The sequence below is a fragment of the Streptomyces sp. NPDC007901 genome (genome assembly GCF_042959465.1).
Lineage (GTDB): Bacteria > Actinomycetota > Actinomycetes > Streptomycetales > Streptomycetaceae > Streptomyces.
The window spans coordinates 585,469-605,500 of the sequence record NZ_JBIBKW010000002.1 but is presented as its reverse complement, the minus strand read 5'-3'; the positions used below and the strand labels follow the sequence as shown (position 1 = coordinate 605,500).

The 20,032-nt window shown below is 70.5% G+C and carries 18 protein-coding genes; 4 read left to right on the top strand and 14 right to left on the bottom strand.

The window, feature by feature from the left end; genetic code table 11:
• The first annotated feature begins 71 nt into the window (after positions 1 to 71).
• Both ACFZDK_RS08500 and ACFZDK_RS08495 read left to right on the top strand, forming a co-directional pair.
• Complete coding sequence (locus ACFZDK_RS08500; RefSeq protein ID WP_390971045.1) at positions 72 to 914, top strand: thioredoxin domain-containing protein; 843 nt, start codon at positions 72 to 74, stop codon at positions 912 to 914.
• Positions 915 to 1,016: 102 nt separating this feature from the next.
• Positions 1,017 to 2,687: an alkaline phosphatase D family protein gene (locus tag ACFZDK_RS08495; RefSeq protein WP_390971043.1), complete on the top strand. Its 1,671-nt coding sequence runs from the start codon at positions 1,017 to 1,019 to the stop codon at positions 2,685 to 2,687.
• Positions 2,688 to 2,703: 16 nt separating this feature from the next.
• On the opposite strand, the gene ACFZDK_RS08490 is transcribed toward ACFZDK_RS08495, so the two are convergent.
• Positions 2,704 to 3,273, bottom strand: a complete 570-nt coding sequence (locus ACFZDK_RS08490; RefSeq protein WP_390971041.1) for a dienelactone hydrolase family protein — start codon at positions 3,271 to 3,273, stop codon at positions 2,704 to 2,706.
• A 101-nt stretch (positions 3,274 to 3,374) separates the two neighbouring features.
• Here ACFZDK_RS08490 and ACFZDK_RS08485 point away from each other — a divergent pair, with 101 nt between their 5' ends.
• Complete coding sequence (locus ACFZDK_RS08485; RefSeq protein WP_390971593.1) at positions 3,375 to 4,487, top strand: mechanosensitive ion channel domain-containing protein; 1,113 nt, start codon at positions 3,375 to 3,377, stop codon at positions 4,485 to 4,487.
• A gap of 24 nt (positions 4,488 to 4,511) precedes the next feature.
• Here the strand turns inward: ACFZDK_RS08485 and ACFZDK_RS08480 are convergent, their stop codons facing one another.
• From ACFZDK_RS08480 to ACFZDK_RS08455, 6 genes are all read right to left on the bottom strand, one after another.
• Positions 4,512 to 5,252, bottom strand: a complete 741-nt coding sequence (locus tag ACFZDK_RS08480) for an SDR family oxidoreductase (protein WP_390971039.1) — start codon at positions 5,250 to 5,252, stop codon at positions 4,512 to 4,514.
• Positions 5,253 to 5,333: 81 nt separating this feature from the next.
• Positions 5,334 to 6,920 (bottom strand): Na+/H+ antiporter, encoded by a 1,587-nt coding sequence (locus tag ACFZDK_RS08475; RefSeq protein ID WP_390971037.1) that lies wholly within the window; start codon positions 6,918 to 6,920, stop codon positions 5,334 to 5,336.
• A 56-nt stretch (positions 6,921 to 6,976) separates the two neighbouring features.
• Complete coding sequence (locus tag ACFZDK_RS08470; RefSeq protein WP_390971035.1) at positions 6,977 to 7,447, bottom strand: GNAT family N-acetyltransferase; 471 nt, start codon at positions 7,445 to 7,447, stop codon at positions 6,977 to 6,979.
• Positions 7,444 to 8,388: an RluA family pseudouridine synthase gene (locus ACFZDK_RS08465; protein WP_355707935.1), complete on the bottom strand. Its 945-nt coding sequence runs from the start codon at positions 8,386 to 8,388 to the stop codon at positions 7,444 to 7,446. The genes ACFZDK_RS08470 and ACFZDK_RS08465 overlap by 4 nt, the downstream gene beginning before the upstream one ends.
• A gap of 55 nt (positions 8,389 to 8,443) precedes the next feature.
• Entirely contained in the window at positions 8,444 to 9,052 is a 609-nt protein-coding gene (gene lspA, locus ACFZDK_RS08460) for a signal peptidase II (RefSeq protein WP_390971033.1), read from the bottom strand.
• Positions 9,053 to 9,119: 67 nt separating this feature from the next.
• Entirely contained in the window at positions 9,120 to 9,884 is a 765-nt protein-coding gene (locus ACFZDK_RS08455) for a TraR/DksA C4-type zinc finger protein (RefSeq protein WP_390971031.1), read from the bottom strand.
• A 593-nt stretch (positions 9,885 to 10,477) separates the two neighbouring features.
• Here ACFZDK_RS08455 and ileS point away from each other — a divergent pair.
• Positions 10,478 to 13,615, top strand: a complete 3,138-nt coding sequence (ileS, locus tag ACFZDK_RS08450) for an isoleucine--tRNA ligase (RefSeq protein WP_390971028.1) — start codon at positions 10,478 to 10,480, stop codon at positions 13,613 to 13,615.
• Between the two features lie 217 nt (positions 13,616 to 13,832).
• Here the strand turns inward: ileS and ACFZDK_RS08445 are convergent, their stop codons facing one another.
• The 7 genes from ACFZDK_RS08445 to ACFZDK_RS08415 all read right to left on the bottom strand — a co-directional run bounded on the left by ACFZDK_RS08445 (position 13,833) and on the right by ACFZDK_RS08415 (position 20,023).
• Positions 13,833 to 15,125 carry a DivIVA domain-containing protein gene (locus ACFZDK_RS08445; protein WP_390971026.1) on the bottom strand — a complete coding sequence of 431 codons (1,293 nt, stop codon included), beginning with the start codon at positions 15,123 to 15,125 and terminating at the stop codon, positions 13,833 to 13,835.
• Between the two features lie 56 nt (positions 15,126 to 15,181).
• On the bottom strand, positions 15,182 to 15,466 hold the full coding sequence (locus tag ACFZDK_RS08440; RefSeq protein WP_355707926.1) for a YggT family protein: 285 nt from the start codon (positions 15,464 to 15,466) through the stop codon (positions 15,182 to 15,184).
• A 50-nt stretch (positions 15,467 to 15,516) separates the two neighbouring features.
• Complete coding sequence (locus ACFZDK_RS08435; RefSeq protein WP_355707924.1) at positions 15,517 to 16,158, bottom strand: cell division protein SepF; 642 nt, start codon at positions 16,156 to 16,158, stop codon at positions 15,517 to 15,519.
• Positions 16,159 to 16,284: 126 nt separating this feature from the next.
• Positions 16,285 to 17,004 carry a YggS family pyridoxal phosphate-dependent enzyme gene (locus ACFZDK_RS08430; protein WP_390971023.1) on the bottom strand — a complete coding sequence of 240 codons (720 nt, stop codon included), beginning with the start codon at positions 17,002 to 17,004 and terminating at the stop codon, positions 16,285 to 16,287.
• Between the two features lie 6 nt (positions 17,005 to 17,010).
• The gene (pgeF, locus tag ACFZDK_RS08425) at positions 17,011 to 17,739 is read right to left on the bottom strand and encodes a peptidoglycan editing factor PgeF (RefSeq protein WP_390971021.1); all 729 of its coding nucleotides are present in this window, start codon (positions 17,737 to 17,739) and stop codon (positions 17,011 to 17,013) included.
• Positions 17,740 to 17,749: 10 nt separating this feature from the next.
• Complete coding sequence (ftsZ, locus tag ACFZDK_RS08420; RefSeq protein WP_390971019.1) at positions 17,750 to 18,946, bottom strand: cell division protein FtsZ; 1,197 nt, start codon at positions 18,944 to 18,946, stop codon at positions 17,750 to 17,752.
• A 279-nt stretch (positions 18,947 to 19,225) separates the two neighbouring features.
• Positions 19,226 to 20,023 (bottom strand): FtsQ-type POTRA domain-containing protein, encoded by a 798-nt coding sequence (locus ACFZDK_RS08415; protein WP_390971592.1) that lies wholly within the window; start codon positions 20,021 to 20,023, stop codon positions 19,226 to 19,228.
• Positions 20,024 to 20,032 lie beyond the last annotated feature (9 nt).

Genomic DNA, 20,032 nt, shown 5'->3' with positions numbered 1-20,032 from the left:
ACCGAGTACGACGAGTCCCCCACACGTATCCCGCGTACGACATGTGCGCGTCCCCTATGGAGATCACCAACATGAGCAAGCGGAACAGCGCGGCGGCCAAGACCGCGGCCCGGGAGCGGCTGCGCGTCGAGCGCGAGAAGCAGGCCAAGCGCGCCAAGGTCAAGCGGCAGGTCATCGTGGCCGCCTCGGTCGTGGCCGTGCTGGCCGCGGCGGGCGGCATAGGCTACGCCGTCGTCCAGGCGAACAAGCCCAGCCACTGGGAGGCCGTGAAGGACGAGAAGGTCGTCGCCCCGGCCAACACCACCGGCACCAACGGCACCACGGTCGTCATCGGCAAGTCCACCGCCAAGAAGACCCTCAAGGTCTACGAGGACCCGCGCTGCCCGATCTGCGCCCAGTTCGAGCAGACCGTCGGTTCGACCGTGAAGAAGGACATCGACGACGGCAAGTTCAAGATCCAGTACATCGGCGGCACCTTCCTCGACGGCGACTCGCTCGGCAAGGGCCAGATCGGCTCGCGCGGCGAGGGCTCCAAGACCGCCATGGCCGCCATGGGCGCCGCGCTGAACGTCAGCGACGAGGCCTTCCTGGAGTACAAGACCGCGCTGTACTCGAAGAAGTGGCACCCGGACGAGTCCACCGACAAGTTCAAGAACGACAGCTACCTCATCGAGGTCGCCGACACCGTCCCGGCGCTGAAGAACAACAAGTCCTTCCAGGCCGACGTGAAGTCCGGCAAGTACGACGCCTGGGCGCTGGCCATGTCGAAGACCTTCGACACCAACAAGGACGGCGTGACGGGCACCCCGAGCTTCGTCATGAACGGCAAGATGCTGACGGCCGACTCCAACGGCAACCCGCCGATGACGGTCGAGTCCTTCAGCTCCCTGGTGGACGCGGCCCTCAAGGCCTGACCGGCCCGAAGCGGAGCGGAATCCCCGGCTCCGGGTGAAGAGCAGGCGAACTTTCACCGGTTCGCCTGCTCTTGGTCATACCGGTCAGTAACCTGAGCGCCCGTGACCAGTCGAAACAGATCAACACAGTCTTCCGAGGGTGCCAACTCCCTCTCCCCCCGCCGCCGTACGGTCGTCAAGGCCGCGGCGGCGACCGCTGTCCTGGCCGCCCCGCTGGCCGCCGCGCTGCCGGCCCGGGCCGCCTCGGACGCCCCCGCCTTCCTGCACGGCATCGCCTCCGGCGACCCGCTGCCCGACGGCATCCTGCTGTGGACCCGGGTGACGCCGACCGCCGACGCCGTCCCCGGCTCCGGTCTCGGCCCGGACACCCAGGTCAGCTGGGTGGTCGCCACCGACAAGGCGCTGACGAACGTCGTCTCGCAGGGCTCCGTCACCGCGACCGCCGACTCCGACCACACCGTCAAGGCGGACATCCGCGGTCTGGCCCCGGCCACCGACTACTGGTTCCGCTTCTCGGCGGGCGGCACGGACTCCCCGGTGGCCCGCACCCGCACCGCCCCGGCGAACGACGCCACCGTCTCCGGCCTGCGCTTCGGCGTGGTCTCCTGCGCCAACTGGGAGGCCGGCTACTTCGCCTCCTACCGCCACCTGGCCGCCCGTAACGACCTCGACGCCTGGCTGCACCTCGGCGACTACATCTACGAGTACGGCACCGGCGAGTACGGCACCCGCGACACCGTCGTCCGCCAGCACGCGCCCACCCACGAGATCATCACCCTCGCCGACTACCGCACCCGGCACGGCAAGTACAAGACCGACACCGACCTGCAGGCCCTGCACGCCAAGGCGCCGGTCGTCGCGATCTGGGACGACCACGAGTTCGCCAACGACTCCTGGTCCGGCGGCGCCGAGAACCACACCGAGGGCACCGAAGGCACCTGGACGGCCCGTCAGGCCGCCGCCAAGCAGGCCTACTTCGAGTGGATGCCGGTCCGCCCCGCCATCGCCGGCACCACCTACCGCCGGCTGCGCTTCGGCAAGCTCGCCGACCTCTCCCTGCTCGACCTGCGCTCCTTCCGCTCGCAGCAGGTGTCCACCGGCAGCGGCTCGGTCGACGACCCGGACCGCACCATCACCGGCCGCGCCCAGCTCGACTGGCTCAAGGCCGGGCTGAAGGCCTCCGACACCACCTGGCGGCTGGTCGGCAACTCGGTGATGATCTCCCCGTTCGCCATCGGCTCGCTCTCCGCCGACCTGCTCAAGCCGCTCGCCAAGCTGCTCGGCCTGCCCCAGGACGGCCTTGCCCTCAACACCGACCAGTGGGACGGCTACACCGACGACCGCCGCGAGCTGCTGGCCCACCTGCGCTCCAACGCGATCGGCAACACGGTGTTCCTGACCGGCGACATCCACATGGCCTGGGCCAACGACGTGCCGGTCGACGCCGGGACCTACCCGCTGTCCGCCTCGGCCGCCACGGAGTTCGTGGTCACCTCGGTGACCTCCGACAACCTGGACGACATCCTCAAGGTCTCCCCGGGTGTCGTCTCCACCGTCGCCGCGCCGATCATCCAGCTGGCCAACCGGCACGTCCACTGGGTCGACACCGACCGGCACGGCTACGGCATCCTGGACATCACCGCCGCACGGGCACAGATGGACTACTACGTCCTCTCCGACAAGACGAAGGCCGACGCCACCTCGTCCTGGGAGCGGTCGTACCGCACCCGCAGCGGCACCCAGAAGGTCGAGCGCACCTACGACCCGGTGTAACCCCCGTCCGCCCCGTCTACAGCGAGTCGAGGAAGCCGAGCGCCACCCGCCAGGTGGCCTCGGCGGCCTCCTCGTCGTAGTCCGGCAGGCCGGGGTCGGTGTAGAGGTGCCCGGCACCCGCGTACCGGTAGATCTCCACCTCGGCGCCGACCCGGCCCATCTGCAGATACCAGGCGCTCAGCCAGTCGTCCGTCTCGAAGGCGTCCGGCTCGGCCACGTGCAGCTGCACCGGAAGGTCGTCCACCGCGGCGTTCGGCGCGATGTCCGAGGTGCCGTGCAGAAGCAGCAGGCCCCGCGCCCGCTCGTCGCCCAGCGCCAGCGTCTGCGCGATCGAGGCGCCCAGCGAGAACCCCGCGTACACCAGCCCGCGCTCCGAGTACGGCGCCGCCGCCAGCACGGCCCGCTTCAGCAGTTCGTCCTTGCCGATCGACTCGTTGAACTCCATGCCCTCCTCGACCGTGTCGAACGTGCGCCCCTCGAAGAGGTCCGGCGTCCACACCTCGTGCCCCGCGGCACGCAGCCGGTCCGCGGCCTCGCGCACCGCGGGCCTGAGCCCATAGGTCGAATGAAAGAGCATGATGTTCATGCCCCCATGGTGCCAGCCGCCTCCGACGGCACCGTGACGGCCTTCTCACCGATCGGCATGTTCAGGACCCCGCGGATCCGGTTACGTTCCACCTCATGGAGATGGAGAACGTACTCCGCCCGCTGATCGTGGTCGGCGGCGCCGTCGTCCTCACCCTGCTGATCGGCTGGGCGACCGACCTGCTGCTGCGCAAGGCCGACACACGGCACACCGAGACCCCGCTGTGGGGCCTGCTGCGCCGGGCCCGCGTCCCCTACCAGCTGGTGCTCTGCGCGGCCCTGCTCAGAGGCTCCTACGACCAGGCCGCGCTGCTCCTGGAGCACCGGGTCGCCGTCGGCCAGCTCCTCACCCTGGTGCTGATCGGGTCGGCCGCCTGGCTGGTGGTGCGGATCGCGGCGGCGATCGTCGAGTCCTCGTTCAGCCGCTACGCCCGCGGCCACACCGACGCGGCCCGGGTCCGCCGGGTGCGCACCCAGGTGTCGCTGATCATGCGGGTGGTGGCGGCGGTCGTCGGAGTGATGGCCGTGGCCGCGATGCTGCTGACGTTCCCGGCGATGCGCGCGGCCGGCGCCTCGCTGCTGGCCTCCGCCGGGGTCCTCGGCATCGTCGCCGGTGTGGCCGCCCAGTCCACCCTGGCGAACATGTTCGCGGGCCTGCAGATCGCCTTCGGCGACATGGTGCGCCTCGGCGACACCGTCGTGGTCGACGGCGAATGGGGCACGGTCGAGGAGATCACCCTGACCTTTCTGACGGTACGGACCTGGGACGAGCGCCGGATCACCATGCCGGTGTCGTACTTCACCTCCAAACCCTTCGAGAACTGGTCGCGGGGCACCCCGCAGATGACCGGGATCGTCTTCTGGCATCTCGACCACTCGGCGCCGATCGAGGCGATGCGCGAGCGGCTCCGGGACATCCTGCGGGGGTGCGCCGCCTGGGACGGGCGGGACTACAGCCTGGTGGTCACCGACGCCGCGCCGAACACCATCCAGGTGCGGGCGCTGGTGACGGCCAAGGACTCGGACGACGTCTGGAAGGTCCGGGTCGCCGTCCGGGAGCAGATGATCACCTGGCTGGCCGCCGAGCACCCGTACGCCCTGCCCCGGGTCAACACGGCCGACGCGGTCCTGCCGCCCGGCGGGATCATCCCCTCCCAGGACGGCACGGCGGCCGGCCGCCGGCTGCACGAGCCGCCCCGCACCGGCCGCGGCTGACCCCTGCCCCTCTCCCCTCTCCTCTCAGTGGCCGCGTTCGGCACCGCCGTTGACCTGGACGATCTGCGAGGTGATGTGCCCGGCCAACGGGGAGGCCAGCCAGTGCAGGGTGGCGGCGACGTCACCGGGTGTCCCGGCCCGCCCGGTCGACGTCTCGGCGACGAGCCGCTCCCGCCGCGCCTCCTCGACCGGGCCGCCGAAGAACTCGGTGTCCTCGATGTACCCCGGCGCGACCACGTTCACGGTGACCCCGCGCGGCCCCAGCTGCCGGGCCAGATCGTGGGCGTAGGGGTGCAGGGCCGCCTTGGCGGCGGCGTAGGACCCGGTCCCCGAGCCCCGGAAGGCGGCGATGGAGCTGAGGAACAGCACCCGCCCTCCCGGATCGGCCAGCCGGTCCTTGAGCGCCTCCGTGAGCAGGACGGCGGTCAGCGCGTTCTGCCGGAAGTTCCCGCTCCAGACGCGCGCGACGGCGTCCAGCGGATCACCGGCCTCGGCGTCGGCCGCGAACGCCGCGTTCGCCCCGGCACTGTGGATCAGCACGTCCACGGTCCCGAACTCCTCGGCGACGAACCGCGCGACGTCCCGCACATCGGCCGGCTCGGCCAGATCGGCGGCGCGCACCACCGCCCCCGGCACCCCGGCCTCCTCCAGCACCTCTCTGCGCCGCCCGAGCAGCAGCACCCGATCCCCGTCGGCCGCGAACACCCGCGCCGCGGCCAGTCCGATCCCTGTTCCCCCACCACTGATCACAATGTTCCGAGCCATGATCCGAGACTACGAGCGGGAGGCTGCGGCTGCCTTCGGATATCCACAGCCGCCATGCGTTTGTATGACTGCCGCGGGAGATCAACGCAGACTACGGACGTCCAGATGCCGCAGCACCCGGTCCACGATCTCTGGATCCGCCCCCGGCTCGCTGCGCGCCGCCAGCACCTCGTGCCGCGCCGCGCTCAGCATCTCCTGCTGGATCCGCCGCAGGCGCTTCAGCCGCCGCATGCGCTTCTCGTGTCCCTCGCGCCGCTCGTCCTCCGCCACGTCGGGACTGATCCGGAACCCGATCTCGAAGGCCCGCCGCAGCATCTGCTCCGTGACGTCCTCCGGCAACTCCTCGACCTGCTCGATCTCCTTCAGCCGCCGCCGGGCCGCCTTCGCCGCCCGCACCGCCAGCTCCTTCTCGACCTCCTTCTCCCGGTCGGTGTCGGCCCGCACCCCCAGCCGTTTCACCAGCCAGGGCAGGGTCAGCCCCTGGAGCACCAGCGTCGCCATGATCACGCCGAACGCGATGAAGACGATCTCGTCCCGGTCCGGGAAGGCGGAGCCGTCGTCGGTCTTCAGGGGAATCGCCAGGGCCAGCGCCACCGACGCCACCCCGCGCATCCCGGACCACCACATCACGATGGTCTCCCGCCAGCTGGTCGGGATCTCCTCGTCGTAGTCCCGCCGGGCGTGCAGCCGCTTGGTCAGCCAGGTCGCCGGCAGCAGCCACACCAGCCGGACCACGACGACCACGGCCACGACCGCCGCCGCCCAGCCGAGCAGCTCGCCCCAGCGGCCGGACGCCGTACGCAGGGCGTTGTGCAGCTCCAGGCCGATCAGCCCGAACGCGACCCCGGTGACGAGGGTGTCGACGATGTCCCAGAAGGTGTATCCGGCGAGCCGGGTCATCACGTCGTCGGCGTCGGTGGCGTACTCGGCGATGAACAGCGCGGTGGTGAGCACCGCGAGCACCCCGGAGCCGTGCAGTTCCTCGGCGAGCACATAGGACGCGTACGGGACGAGCAGGGTCAGGCCGATCTGGAGGGTCGCGTCGCCGAGCACGTCCATCAGTTTGTTGGCGCCCCAGCCGAGCGCCAGCCCCACGGCGAGGGCGACCACCGCGGAGAGCAGGAAGTCCAGCCCGGCCCGCCAGGGCGAGAAGCTGCCGCTGACCACGGCGGCGATCGCCACGTGGTACAGGACGATGGCCGTGACGTCGTTGAAGAGGCCCTCGCCCTCCAGGATCGACACCAGCCGGCGCGGCAGCCCCAGCTGCCCGGCGACGGCGGTCGCGGCGACCGGGTCGGGCGGGGCCACCAGCGCGCCCAGCGCGACCGCGGCGGCGATCGACAGCCCGGGCACGATCGCGTTGGCGACGAAGGCCACGCAGACCGTGGTGACGAACACCAGGGCCACCGCGAGCAGGAAGATCGGCCGGATGTTGGCCGCGAACTGCCGCCAGGAGGTCCGCCGTACGGCGGCGTAGAGCAGCGGCGGCAGCAGGCCGGGCAGGATCAGCTCGGGCGGGATGTTCACGTTGGGCACGAAGTCGGCCACCGCGAGGACGATCCCGAACAGGGTCATCAGCACGGGCGCCGGCAGTCCGAACCGGTCCCCCACCGGGACGCTCACCAGGGCCCCCAGCAGCAGCACGAACAGCAGGGCCAACTGATCCACGGCCAGCGCTCCGGGTGTCGACGATCACACAGCGGGCCTCAAGCGTGCCATGCCGGCTACAGAACCCTGCGCATGCCCCGGTGCGGGATCCCCGCCTCCTCGTACTCCGGGCCGTACGGCTCATATCCCAGCCGCTCGTAGAAGCCCAGCGCGTGGGTCTGCGCGTGCAGGTCGACGGCGGCCAGCCCACGCGCGCGTGCGGCCTCCTCGATGGCCCGCACCAGGGCGACGCCGACGCCGAGGCCGCGGGCCTCCTGGGAGACCGCGAGCCGGCCCAGGGAGCCGAGGGAGAGGTCGCCGCCGGTCTTCGCCGCGGCCACCTCGCCGTACAGCAGCCGACCGGTGCCGAGCGGTACGCCGTCCTCGCGGACCGCCAGGACGTGCACGGCGACGGGGTCGTACGCGTCGTACTCCAGGTCCTCGGGGACGCCCTGCTCGACGACGAAGACCTGCTTGCGGACCGCCAAGCACGCCTCCAGGTCGGCGGGGTCCTCGGCGACCCGCACCGCGTACGCGCGCGTGCTCATCCGTAGGTCTCCTCGCGGACCTGGTCCAGCGCCTTCTGCAGGTCGGCCGGGTACTCGCTGGCGAACTCGACCCACTCGCCGTCCGCGGGGTGCTCGAAGCCGAGGCGGACCGCGTGCAGCCACTGGCGGGTCAGGTGCAGCCGCTTGGCGAGCGTCGGGTCGGCGCCGTAGGTCAGGTCGCCGACGCAGGGGTGGCGGTGGGCGGCCATGTGGACGCGGATCTGGTGGGTGCGGCCGGTCTCCAGCTTCACGTCGAGCAGGGAGGCCGCGCGGAACGCCTCGATGAGGTCGTAGTGGGTCACCGACGGCTTGCCGTCGGCCGTGACCGCCCACTTGTAGTCGTGCTGGGGGTGCCGGCCGATGGGGGCGTCGATGGTGCCGCTGGTCGGGTCGGGGTGGCCCTGCACCAGCGTGTGGTAGCGCTTGTCGACCGTGCGCTCCTTGAACTGGCGCTTGAGCGAGGTGTACGCGCGCTCCGACTTGGCGACCGCCATCAGGCCGGAGGTGCCGACGTCCAGGCGGTGCACGATGCCCTGGCGCTCGGCGGCGCCGGAGGTGGAGATCCGGTAGCCGGCGGCGGCGAGACCGCCGATGACGGTCGGGCCGGTCCAGCCCGGGGAGGGGTGCGCGGCCACGCCGACCGGCTTGACGATCACGACCACGTCATCGTCGTCGTGCACGATCTCCATGCCCTCGACGGGCTCCGCGACGATCTGCACGGGCGCGGGCGCCCCCGGCATCTCGACCTCCAGCCAGGCCCCGCCGCGCACCCGTTCGGACTTGCCCACCACCGAGCCGTCCACCTGGACCTTGCCCGCCGCGGCCAGCTCGGCCGCCTTGGTGCGGGAGAAGCCGAACATGCGGGAGATGGCGGCGTCGACGCGCTCGCCCTCCAGGCCGTCGGGCACGGGCAGGGTACGGATCTCGGGAAGCGTGCTCACCCGTCGAGTATGCCGGACACCTCGGACAGCCCCGTACGCGCGCCCTCGCGGCCCCTCAGTTCTTGTGGACGGTCCCGTCGGGGTCCAGGCCGCGGAAGGAGAGCAGCACGATCAGGATGCCGCCGCAGACGATCGCCGAGTCGGCCAGGTTGAACACCGCGAAACCCTTGGGCGCGATGAAGTCGACGACCTGGCCCTCGAAGATCCCCGGCGAGCGGAAGATCCGGTCGGTGAGGTTGCCGAGCGCACCGCCGAGCAGCAGCCCGAGGGCGACCGCCCAGGGGAAGCTGTAGAGCTTGCGCGCCAGCCGGAAGATCACGACGATCACGGCCGCGGCGATCACCGTGAAGATGATCGTGAAGGCACCGCCGAAGCCGAAGGCCGCACCCGGGTTGCGGATCGCGTGGAACTCCAGCCAGTCGCCGATGACCTCGATCGGCGCGTGGTGCTCCAGCTTCGCGACCACGATCATCTTGCTGACCAGGTCGAGGGCGTACGCGAAGGCGGCCACCGCGAACAGCACGGCGATACGGCGCCCGCGCCCGGGCCGCCGCTCGTCCGTGACCGGCCGCTGCTCCGCACCGGACGCGCCGGGCGTCGTCGTCTGCTCGCCGCCGTCGTCCGGGGTGCCCGGCGTACCGATGATGCGCTCCGCCTCTGCCACGTGAGTCCCTCAACCTAGGTGCCTGCCTCGGGACGAGACTACGGCACGCCCCAGGCGACACCGATGCTCAGTAGCGGCGTTCCTGTTTCTGCTTGCACTCCACGCACAGCGTCGCCCTCGGGAAGGCCTGCATCCGGGCCTTGCCGATGGGGTTCCCGCAGTTCTCGCAGAGGCCGTAGGTGCCCGCGTCCAGCTTCTCCAGGGCGCGCTCGGTCTGTTCGAGCATCTCGCGCGCGTTGGCGGCCAGCGCCAGTTCGTGCTCGCGCGTGATGTTCTTCGTGCCGGTGTCGGCCTGGTCGTCACCGGCGCCGTCCCCGGAGTCCCGCATCAGACCGACCAGGGCGCTGTCGGAGGCCTGGAGCTCGGCACGCAGCCGCATCGCCTCGGCCATCAGCTCGGTGCGCGCCTCCTCGACCTCCTCCGACGTCCACGGGTCCTCGCCCGGACGCACCGCGAGCTCGCCCGGAGCCGCCGTGGCGACCCGCGCCTTGGGGACGGCGGTCTCCGCCGCCGCAGTGGCCGTGCCAGGGGTCTTCTTCGCAACCACCGTCGTGGCTCCCGTCTGCTTCGCGGCCCGCGCCGCGCCCGCTTTCTTGGCCGTGCTCTTCTTGGCCGTGCTCTTCGCCGCCGCGGTCGCTTTCTTCACCGGCGTCTTCTTTGCGGCCGCTTTCTTGGCGGCGCCCTTCTCACCTGGCGTTTTCTTGGGAGCATCCGCCGCTTTCGCGTGCGTGTTCTTCTGTCCGCCAGCCTCCTGGGTGCCCCCGTCGGAGGCGGCCGCGCACCTGGTCCGGCCGGACGCCGACTGCTGTACGGCGGTCTTCTTCGCCACCATGGCCGCGGCCCCTTCACATATTGTGATCTTGCACGCGAATCGTGCTGGGACGATAAATCGACTCCAGTCCCGCGGCAACGGGGCACGCCGCCCGATCCGCCTGCCCCGCACCCCCCACGCAGCAGGTATGCATGCGTTGTGCCCAGCTCCCCGCGCGGTAATCCGTCGAGCCGGACATCCCAGGATGCGAACACGCGTACCTCGCCATTCGGGTCATCTCGGCAGGTGGAGGGCCCGTCGCCGCGGGGGCCGGGAAAACGGGTCGGCCGCTGTCCGTGCGGAGCCGTACACTGGGCGGAGCGAGAAGCGTGGATGGGGACGAGTAGCGGCGTACGCAGCCCAGAGCGACCCGGGGACGGTGGGAGCCCGGGGGCGAGCGCGACGCGAAGATCACCCCGGAGCCGCCGGAGGAACGCCCATCGAGGGTCAGTAGAACCGGCTTCGCGACCCCAATGAGGGGGCTCACCGGCGCGTACGGCGTCCGGGGAGCCAAGGAGGGTGGTACCGCGGGAGCGCGCCGCACACGGCGTACGGAAGACAGAGCTCTCGTCCCTCCGACGGAAGGCAGCAAGTCCGTTGGAGGAAGCTCGCAGATGACAGCGCCGACGTACCGCCAGGTGCCCGCACAGGTCGACCTGCCCGCCCTCGAGCACGCCGTGCTCGACTTCTGGCGCGACCAGAAGATCTTCGCCAAGACCCTGGAGCAGTCCGAGGGCCGCCCCGAGTGGGTGTTCTACGAGGGCCCGCCCACCGCCAACGGCATGCCCGGCGCCCACCACATCGAGGCCCGCGTCTTCAAGGACGTCTTCCCCCGCTTCCGCACCATGCGCGGCTACCACGTCGGCCGCAAGGCCGGCTGGGACTGCCACGGCCTGCCCGTGGAGCTCGCGGTCGAGAAGGAGCTGGGCTTCAGCGGCAAGCCGGAGATCGAGGCGTACGGCATCGCCGAGTTCAACGAGAAGTGCCGCGCGTCCGTCCTGCGCCACACCGACGCGTTCTCCGCGCTGACGACCCGCATGGGCTACTGGGTCGACCTGGACGACGCCTACGTGACCATGGACCCCGAGTACATCGAGTCGGTCTGGTGGTCGCTCAAGGAGATCTTCGGCAAGGGGCTGCTGGTCCAGGACCACCGCGTCGCCCCCTGGTGCCCGCGCTGCGGCACCGGCCTGTCCGACCACGAGCTGGCGCAGGGCTACGAGACGGTCGTCGACCCCTCCGTGTACGTCCGTTTCCCGCTCACCTCCGGTCCGCTCGCCGGCCAGGCCGGGCTCCTGGTGTGGACGACCACGCCGTGGACCCTGGTGTCCAACACGGCGGTCGCCGCGCACCCCGAGGTCACCTACGTCGTCGCCACCGACGGCCAGGAGCAGCTCGTCGTCGCCGAGCCGCTGGTGGCCAAGGCGCTCGGCGAGGGCTGGGAGACCACGGGCCAGACCTTCACCGGCGCCGAAATGGAGCGCTGGACCTATCAACGTCCGTTCGAGCTGGTGGAGTTCCCGGAACCGGCTCATTACGTCGTGAACGCCGAATACGTCACCACCGAGGACGGTACGGGTCTGGTCCACCAGTCCCCCGCCTTCGGTGAGGACGACCTCAAGGTCTGCCGCGCCTACGGCCTGCCGGTGGTGAACCCGGTCCGCCCGGACGGCACCTTCGAGGAGGACGTGCCGCTGGTCGGCGGCGTCTTCTTCAAGAAGGCCGACGAACGGCTCACCGAGGACCTGGCGCAGCGCGGCCTCCTCTTCAAGCACCTGCCGTACGAACACAGCTACCCGCACTGCTGGCGTTGCCACACCGCGCTGCTCTACTACGCGCAGCCGTCCTGGTACATCCGCACCACGGCGATCAAGGACCGGCTCCTCGCGGAGAACGAGAAGACGAACTGGTTCCCGGAGACGGTCAAGCACGGCCGCTACGGGGACTGGCTGGACAACAACATCGACTGGGCGCTGTCGCGCAACCGCTACTGGGGCACCCCGCTGCCGATCTGGCGCTGCGAGGACGACCACCTCACCGTGGTCGGCTCCCGCGCGGAGCTCACCGAACTGACCGGCACCGACCAGTCGGGCCTGGACCCGCACCGCCCGTTCATCGACGCCGTCACCTTCGCGTGCCCCGAGTGCGCGAAGACGGCCACGCGCGTGCCGGAGGTCATCGACGCCTGGTACGACTCGGGTTCGATGCCGTTCGCGCAGTGGGGCTACCCGCACAAGAACAAGGAGCTGTTCGAGAGCCGCTACCCGGCGCAGTTCATCTCCGAGGCCATCGACCAGACCCGCGGCTGGTTCTACACGCTGATGGCGGTCGGCACGCTGGTCTTCGACAAGTCCTCGTACGAGAACGTGGTCTGCCTCGGCCACATCCTCGCCGAGGACGGCCGCAAGATGTCCAAGCACCTGGGCAACACCCTGGAGCCGATCCCGCTGATGGACCGTCACGGGGCGGACGCCGTGCGGTGGTTCATGGCCGCCGGCGGCTCGCCGTGGGCCGCCCGCCGGGTCGGCCACGGCACCATCCAGGAGGTCGTCCGCAAGACCCTGCTGACGTACTGGAACACGGTCGCCTTCCAGGCGCTGTACGCCCGTACGTCGAACTGGGCGCCGTCCGCGGCGGACCCGGCCCCGGCCGACCGCCCGGTCCTGGACCGCTGGCTGCTCTCCGAACTGCACGCGCTCACCGACCAGGTGACGCAGTCCCTGGAGGCGTACGACACCCAGCGCGCCGGCAAGCTGCTGTCCGCGTTCGTCGACGACCTGTCCAACTGGTACGTCCGCCGCTCGCGCCGCCGCTTCTGGCAGGGCGACAAGGCCGCGCTGCGCACGCTGCACGAGGTCGTGGAGACCGTCACCCGGCTGATGGCCCCGCTGACCCCGTTCATCACCGAGCGGGTCTGGCAGGACCTGGTCGTGCCGGTGACCCCGGGCGCCCCGGAGTCGGTGCACCTGTCGTCCTGGCCGGAGGCGGACCTGTCCGCGATCGACCCGGAGCTGTCCAAGCAGATGGTCCTGGTACGACGGCTCGTGGAGCTCGGCCGCGCCACCCGCGCGGAGTCGGGCGTCAAGACCCGGCAGCCGCTGTCCCGGGCGCTGGTCGCGGCGGTCGGTTTCGACGCGCTCGACCGGGAGCTGCACACGCAGATCACCGACGAGCTGAACGTCTCGTCGCTGGCGTCGCTGTCCGAGGTGGGCGGCTCGCTGGTGGACACCACGGCCAAGGCGAATTTCCGGGCGCTGGGCAAGCGGTTCGGCAAGCGGGTGCAGGACGTGGCGAAGGCGATCGCCGTCGCGGACGCGGCCGCGTTGTCGCTGGCGCTGCGCGAGGGCACGGCGACGGTGGAGGTCGACGGCGAGACGGTGACGCTGGCGCCGGACGAGGTGATCATCACGGAGACGCCTCGTGAGGGCTGGTCGGTGGCGTCCGACTCGGGTGCCACGGTCGCCCTCGACCTGGAGATCACCGAGGAGCTGCGGCAGGCGGGCCTCGCCCGGGACGCGATCCGGCTGATCCAGGAGGCGCGCAAGAACAGCGGGCTGGATGTGGCCGACCGGATCGCGCTCCGGTGGGTGTCGACGGACCCGGCGGTGATCGCGGCGCTGGCGGAGCACGCTCCGCTGATCGCCGACGAGGTGTTGGCGACCGACTTCTCCCAGGGCGAGGGGGATGACGGTTACGGCGATCCCTTCACCGACGAGGGGCTCTCGCTGACGTTCCGCCTGCGCAAGGCGTAAGCGCCGGCCTGCCTGTTCGAGAAAGGGGGCCCGGTCTCCACGATGGAGATCGGGCCCCTTCTCGTAGGTGCGGGTCGGAGCGCTCACCGTGCGCGGTTCCCCGCGCCCCTGAGGTAAGGACATGCAACCCGCGTAAACAGGGCGGGGCCCCGGATCGGAATCCGGGGCCCCGCCCTGTGGTGCTCTGCCGACGGCTACGCGCGCTACGCGCCCGCCGTCAGTTGTCGTCCTCGTCGATGAGGAAGCCGCGCATCGGGGACGGCGCCTGGCCCATCGGAGAGGGGCCCTGCGGGCGTACCGGTGCCATCGGCTGGGTCATCGCCGGCGTCATCTGCTGCTGGCCGCCGTAGGACGGGGCAGCGGGGGACGGGGCGCCCATCGACGGACCGCCCATCGACGGGTTGCCGCCGTAGGACGGGGCGCTCGCGCCGGCCGGGGCCATGGAGGGCGCCGGGGACGGCGGGAGGGAGGCCGTGGCCGGGGTGCGCGGCGGAGCCAGGGAGTCGTCGGCCTGGGTCTCCAGCTGACGCAGCTGGGACTCGAGGTACGACTTCAGACGCGTGCGGTACTCGCGTTCGAAGCCGCGCAGGTCCTCGACCTTGCGCTCCAGCGTGGCGCGCGCGGACTCCAGGGAGCCCATGGCGACGCGGTGCTTCTCCTGCGCGTCCCGCTCCAGCGCGTCCGCCTTGGCACGGGCGTCACGCTCCAGACCCTCGGCGCGGCTGCGGGCCTCGCCGACGATCTTGTTGGCCTCGGAGCGGGCCTCGGCGATCGCCTGGTCGGCGGTCTGCTGGGCCAGCGAGAGGACACGGGCGGCGCTGTCGCCACCGGGGCCCTGACCGGGGCCGCCCATCGGACCGCCCATGGGGCCGCCCATCGGGCCACCCATCTGCTGCTGCATGGGGGGCTGGCCGCCCATCGGACCCGGGCCCATGCCCTGGCCCATCGGGCCGGGACCCTGTCCCATGCCCTGACCCATGGGGCCCTGGCCCATCGGACCCTGGCCCATGTGGCCCTGACCCATCGGACCGGGACCCTGCGGACCGCCCTGGCCACTGGGACCGGCCGGCAGCTGCGGGGCGCCGCTCGGCAGCTGCGGGGGACCGCCCATGGGGCCACCCATCTGCTGCTGCGGCGGGCCCGATATGCCGGCGGGCACCGGAGCGCCGGGGCCTCGCATGCCCTGCTGCGGCATCCCCTGCTGGGGCATACCGCCCTGCTGCGGCATCCCCTGCGGAGGCATGCCACCCTGCTGCGGCATCCCCTGCTGGGGCATACCGCCCTGCTGGTCCTGCGGCTCCGGGGGCTTGCGCATGTTCTGCTGGTTCTGGGCAGCAGCGCGCGTGGCCGCGGCCAGCTTGGCGCGCAGGTCCTCGTTCTCGCGGAGCAGGCGCGTCAGTTCGGCTTCGACCTCATCGAGGAAGGCATCGACCTCGTCCTCGTCATAGCCTTCTCGGAGGCGGACGGTCGTGAACTGCTTGTTCCGCACGTCCTCGGGGGTCAACGGCATCTCTTCACCTCAACGTAGTCGTCGGCGTTCGGCAAGACGGTAGGTCACATCGCTCATCACAGCCGACCCACGATGGCGATCAGGATGTAGACGATGATCATCAGTACGAAGAAGGACAGGTCGAGCGCCACGCCCCCGAGACGCAGCGGCGGGATGAACCGCCGCAGAAGCTTGAGCGGTGGATCGGTGACAGTGTAGGTGGCCTCAAGTACGACCACCATCGCCTTGCCGGGTTGCCATGAGCGGGCGAACTGGAACACGTAGTCCATGACCAACCGGAACAGCAGCACGATGAGGAAGCACATCAGCGCGATGCGAATCACATCCAGGAACACGCTCATGATCCGTGCTTCCCTCTCCCCTGTTCCATGCCCTGTACCGGTGTTGTGTCTCAGCTCTGGTTGAAGAACCCGCCCTCTGCGATGCGGGCCTTGTCCTCCGCCGTGACATCGACGTTAGCAGGAGACAACAGGAACACCTTCTGCGTCACCCGCTCGATGCTGCCGTGAAGACCAAACACCAAACCGGCCGCAAAGTCGACAAGTCGCTTCGCGTCTGTGTCATCCATCTCAGTCAGATTCATGATCACCGGGGTGCCCTCGCGGAAGTGTTCCCCGATGGTACGGGCCTCGTTGTAGGTCCGCGGGTGAAGCGTGGTGATCCGGTAAGGCTCTCGTTCCGACACGACCTTGGGCATGATCACCGGTGCGTTCTTCTCCAGGCTTGCGCGTTCTTGTGTGATGGACGCCACGGGAGCGATGCGCGCCGGGCGGCCGGATTCCGCGGGTAGCGAAGCGGAATGCGACACCGGTTCGCGCGGTGGCGACGGTTGTACCACTCGTACCGAATCGTCCCTTTGGGACTGATGTGCGCCGTGGGACTGGTGCGACGGCTCATGCCGTCGATGGTCCCGCTCCGGCTCCGGGTCCAGTTCGGGCTCGAAGTCGTCGTCGGGGTCGAATCCGCGGCCGTCGTACCCATCGTCCTCCACGAGGCCGAGGTAGACCGCCATCTTGCGCATCGCGCCGGCCATGCTCTGAGTCCTCCGCTCTGTGGTGGATCCGTGACGACTGCCAAGTCCCGCGATCCACGTGGCCGTTGCGCCCGCCTTGGGCCGCATTGACCATATTTTCTGCTGTGGTCCGACTTCCTGGCGACGTTACCCGAGCCTGGGGCGGACTCCGAGTACCGCAGTGCCGACGCGTACATGTGTCGCCCCGGCCGCCACTGCCTCCTCGAGGTCCGCACTCATCCCTGCGGAGACCATGTTGGCAGCCGGATGGGCCCGGCGCAGGTCAGTCGACAAATCCATCAACCGATCGAACGCCGCACGTTGGCGCCCCGCGTACTCCCCGGTGAGCGGAGCGACGGTCATCAGTCCGTCGAGCCGCAGCCCCGGCGAGCCGGCGACGAGGTCGCCCAACTCTTCGATTCCGCCCGGCGCCACGCCGCCGCGCTCGCCCCGTTCGCTCGCACCCGCGTCGAGCGCGACCTGGAGGAGGCACCCCACCTCGCGCCCGGCCCGCACCGCCTCCCTGGACAGTGCCTCGACGAGCTTGGAGCGATCGACGGACTGCACGAGATCCGCGTAACCCACCACGGATCGCACCTTGTTGGTCTGCAATTGACCAACAAAATGCCAGTTGAGGGGCAGATCCGCACATTCGGCGGCCTTGGGGGCCGCGTCCTGGTCCCGGTTCTCGGCGACGTGGCGCACACCGAGTCCGGACAGGATCCGCACATCGCTCGCCGGGTAGGTCTTGGTGACCACGATCAGGGTCACCTCTTCACGCTTGCGCCCGGCCGCCGCACAGGCGGCGGCGATGCGCTCCTCCACTTTCGCCAGGTTCGCGGCGAGTTCGGTCTTACGGTCCGTCATGCCCCATCAGTCCAGCCACACGTAGCCCGCGAGCCGCCCGGTGGTGCGGTCGCGGCGGTACGAGAAGTGATCATCCGACTCCCGCGTGCACACCGGCGACTGCACCCGGTCGTGCACCCCGGCGCGTGCCAGCTGTGCGTGCACTCCGGCGCTCACGTCGACCGCCGGTGTGCCCCAGCTGGTCTCGGCGTGCGCCGCCGGCTCGACGGCGGACACCTCGGCACGCATCGCCTCCGGCACCTCGTAGCACCGGCCGCAGACGGCGGGGCCGGTGCGGGCGACGATCCGGGCCGGGTCGGCGCCGAGTTCCGTCATGGCGCGTACGGCGGCGGGAACGACCCCGGCGACCATGCCGGGCCGACCCGCGTGGGCGGCGGCCACCACGCCGGCGACCGGGTCGGCGAGCAGGACCGGGGTGCAGTCGGCGGTGAGTACCGCGAGGGCGAGCCCCCGCCGCACGGTGACGACCGCGTCCACCTCCGGCACCGGCCGCTCTCCCCAGGAACCGTCCACGACGGCCACCTCGGCGGAGTGCACCTGGTTCATCCAGACCACGTCCGCCGGATCGAGGCCGAGGGACTTGGCGGCGACGTCCCGATTGGTCCGTACCGCCTCGGGGTCGTCGCCGACCGCCCCGCCCAGATTGAGCTCCTCGTACGGAGCGGCGCTCACCCCGCCCCACCGGTCGGTGAAAGCGAAGTGCGCGCCGCTCACGGTCTCGCGCTGTCCTATCACGTCGTAAGGATCACTTGAGGAAGTCCGGTACGTCCAGTTCCTCGGCCGCGCTGTCCGTGTAGGAACGCGACGGCGGGACCGGCGGGGCGACCGGGATGTCGGCGACCGGCTCGGGCGCCGGCTCCGGCTCCTCCTTGGGGGTCACGCTGCCGAGCGAGCCGAAGGACGGGCGGGACTCGGGCTGCCGTACCGGAGTCGGCTCGTCGCGGCGGGTGGAGGCCGAGGACGAGCCGAGGACGTTGTCCCGGCGGGCCGGGGGCTGGCCCCCGTCGAAGCCGGCCGCGATGACCGTGACCCGGACCTCGTCGCCGAGGGCGTCGTCGATGACCGCGCCGAAGATGATGTTGGCCTCGGGGTGGGCGGCCTCGCTCACCAGCTGGGCGGCCTCGTTGATCTCGAACAGGCCGAGGTCGGAGCCGCCGGAGATGGAGAGCAGGACTCCCCGGGCGCCGTCGATGGAGGCCTCCAGGAGCGGCGAGGAGATCGCCATCTCGGCGGCGGCCACCGCGCGGTCGTCGCCGCGGGCCGAGCCGATGCCCATGAGGGCCGAACCGGCCTCGGACATGACCGACTTGACGTCGGCGAAGTCGAGGTTGATCAGGCCGGGCGTGGTGATGAGGTCGGTGATGCCCTGGACACCGGAGAGCAGGACCTGGTCGGCCGACTTGAAGGCGTCCAGCACCGAGACCTGGCGGTCCGAGATGGACAGCAGCCGGTCGTTCGGGATGACGATGAGGGTGTCGACCTCTTCGCGGAGTTCGGCGATGCCGTCCTCGGCCTGGTTGGCGCGGCGCCGTCCCTCGAAGGTGAACGGGCGGGTGACCACGCCGATGGTGAGGGCGCCGAGATTGCGCGCGATGTTGGCCACGACGGGCGCGCCGCCGGTGCCGGTGCCGCCGCCCTCGCCGGCCGTCACGAAGACCATGTCGGCCCCCTTGAGGACCTCCTCGATCTCCTCGCGGTGGTCCTCGGCGGCCTTGCGGCCGACGGCCGGGTTGGCGCCGGCGCCGAGTCCCCGGGTGAGTTCACGGCCGACGTCGAGCTTGACGTCGGCGTCGCTCATCAACAGCGCCTGCGCGTCGGTGTTGATGGCGATGAACTCGACGCCCTTGAGACCGACCTCGATCATCCGGTTGATGGCATTGACACCACCGCCGCCGACACCGATGACCTTGATGACTGCGAGGTAGTTCTGCGGTGCTGCCACGTCGAAGGCCTCTCGCCTCGAATTACGTCGCCGTCCCCATGCGGTGCCCCGCGCGGGGACGGCAGATGCCGAATGGGACGGTCCGTAGCGCCGACCCGAACCCTAAGCCTGAAGTTTAGGGTTACCAGTATGTCTGTTCCCTGGAGTCTTCTGAACAGGACACTAAGTCGACAAGCGGCGCCCGTTCAACGAACACGCCGAACCTCCCGTTTTTCTTTTCACCCTATGTGATCAGCCATAGCAGTGCCCAACCAGGGTGCTGGCCTGCGCTGATGTGCGTCAACTCGCCGATGACGCAGGGGCGGTGGGAACGCTCACGTCGAAGTGCCGGGCTCCGGAAGCGGCTTTCATGAGTGCGGTGAGAGTACGCGCCTTGGCGGCGCCGTTCTCGGCACTCCCCCACTCGACGGTGCGGCCGCCGCTCAACTCCAGCGAGATGTCGTCGTAGGAACGGACCTTGAGGGTCGCGGTGTCCCGGCGGACGGCGGCCGGAATGGCACCCGCGACCTGGACCGCCTCCCGCACCAGCCGGTCGGTGCCGAAACGGCGCAGGCTCGCGGTGGCCGAACCCGATCGGGGCAGGCTCAATTCCAGCGCCGGAACGCCTTTCGGAGCCTGCGGAACCGTCGCGAACCGGACGCCTTTCTTGTCCACTTCGGTGAAGTTTCCGCCCTTTTCGATGAGCAGAACCGGGGTGCGCTCGATGATTTTCAGCCCGATTCCACGGGGCCAGGAACGGACGACGTCGACCACGTCGATCCGGGGCAGTTTCCGGCGCAGCCGGGCCTCGATGCCGTCCGTGTCCACGGAGATCATCGGAGCCCCGACCGGGACGTCGGCGGCCTCCAGGACCTGCTCCGGCGTCAGAACGGCCGTACCGGACACGGAGACATGCCGAACGCGCAGCCACGGAGAGCCGTACAACAGCCAGACGGAACCGGACCCGAGGAGCACGACGGCGAGGGCCAGAATGACGATCATACGAAAGCGGCGGTTGCGCAGCCGCCGGAGGAGCGGCGGGCCGGACGACTCCTGCTGGCGTTCACCGCGCTCGGCGGTGGTGGTCGGTCCGGCCACGCTGCTCAC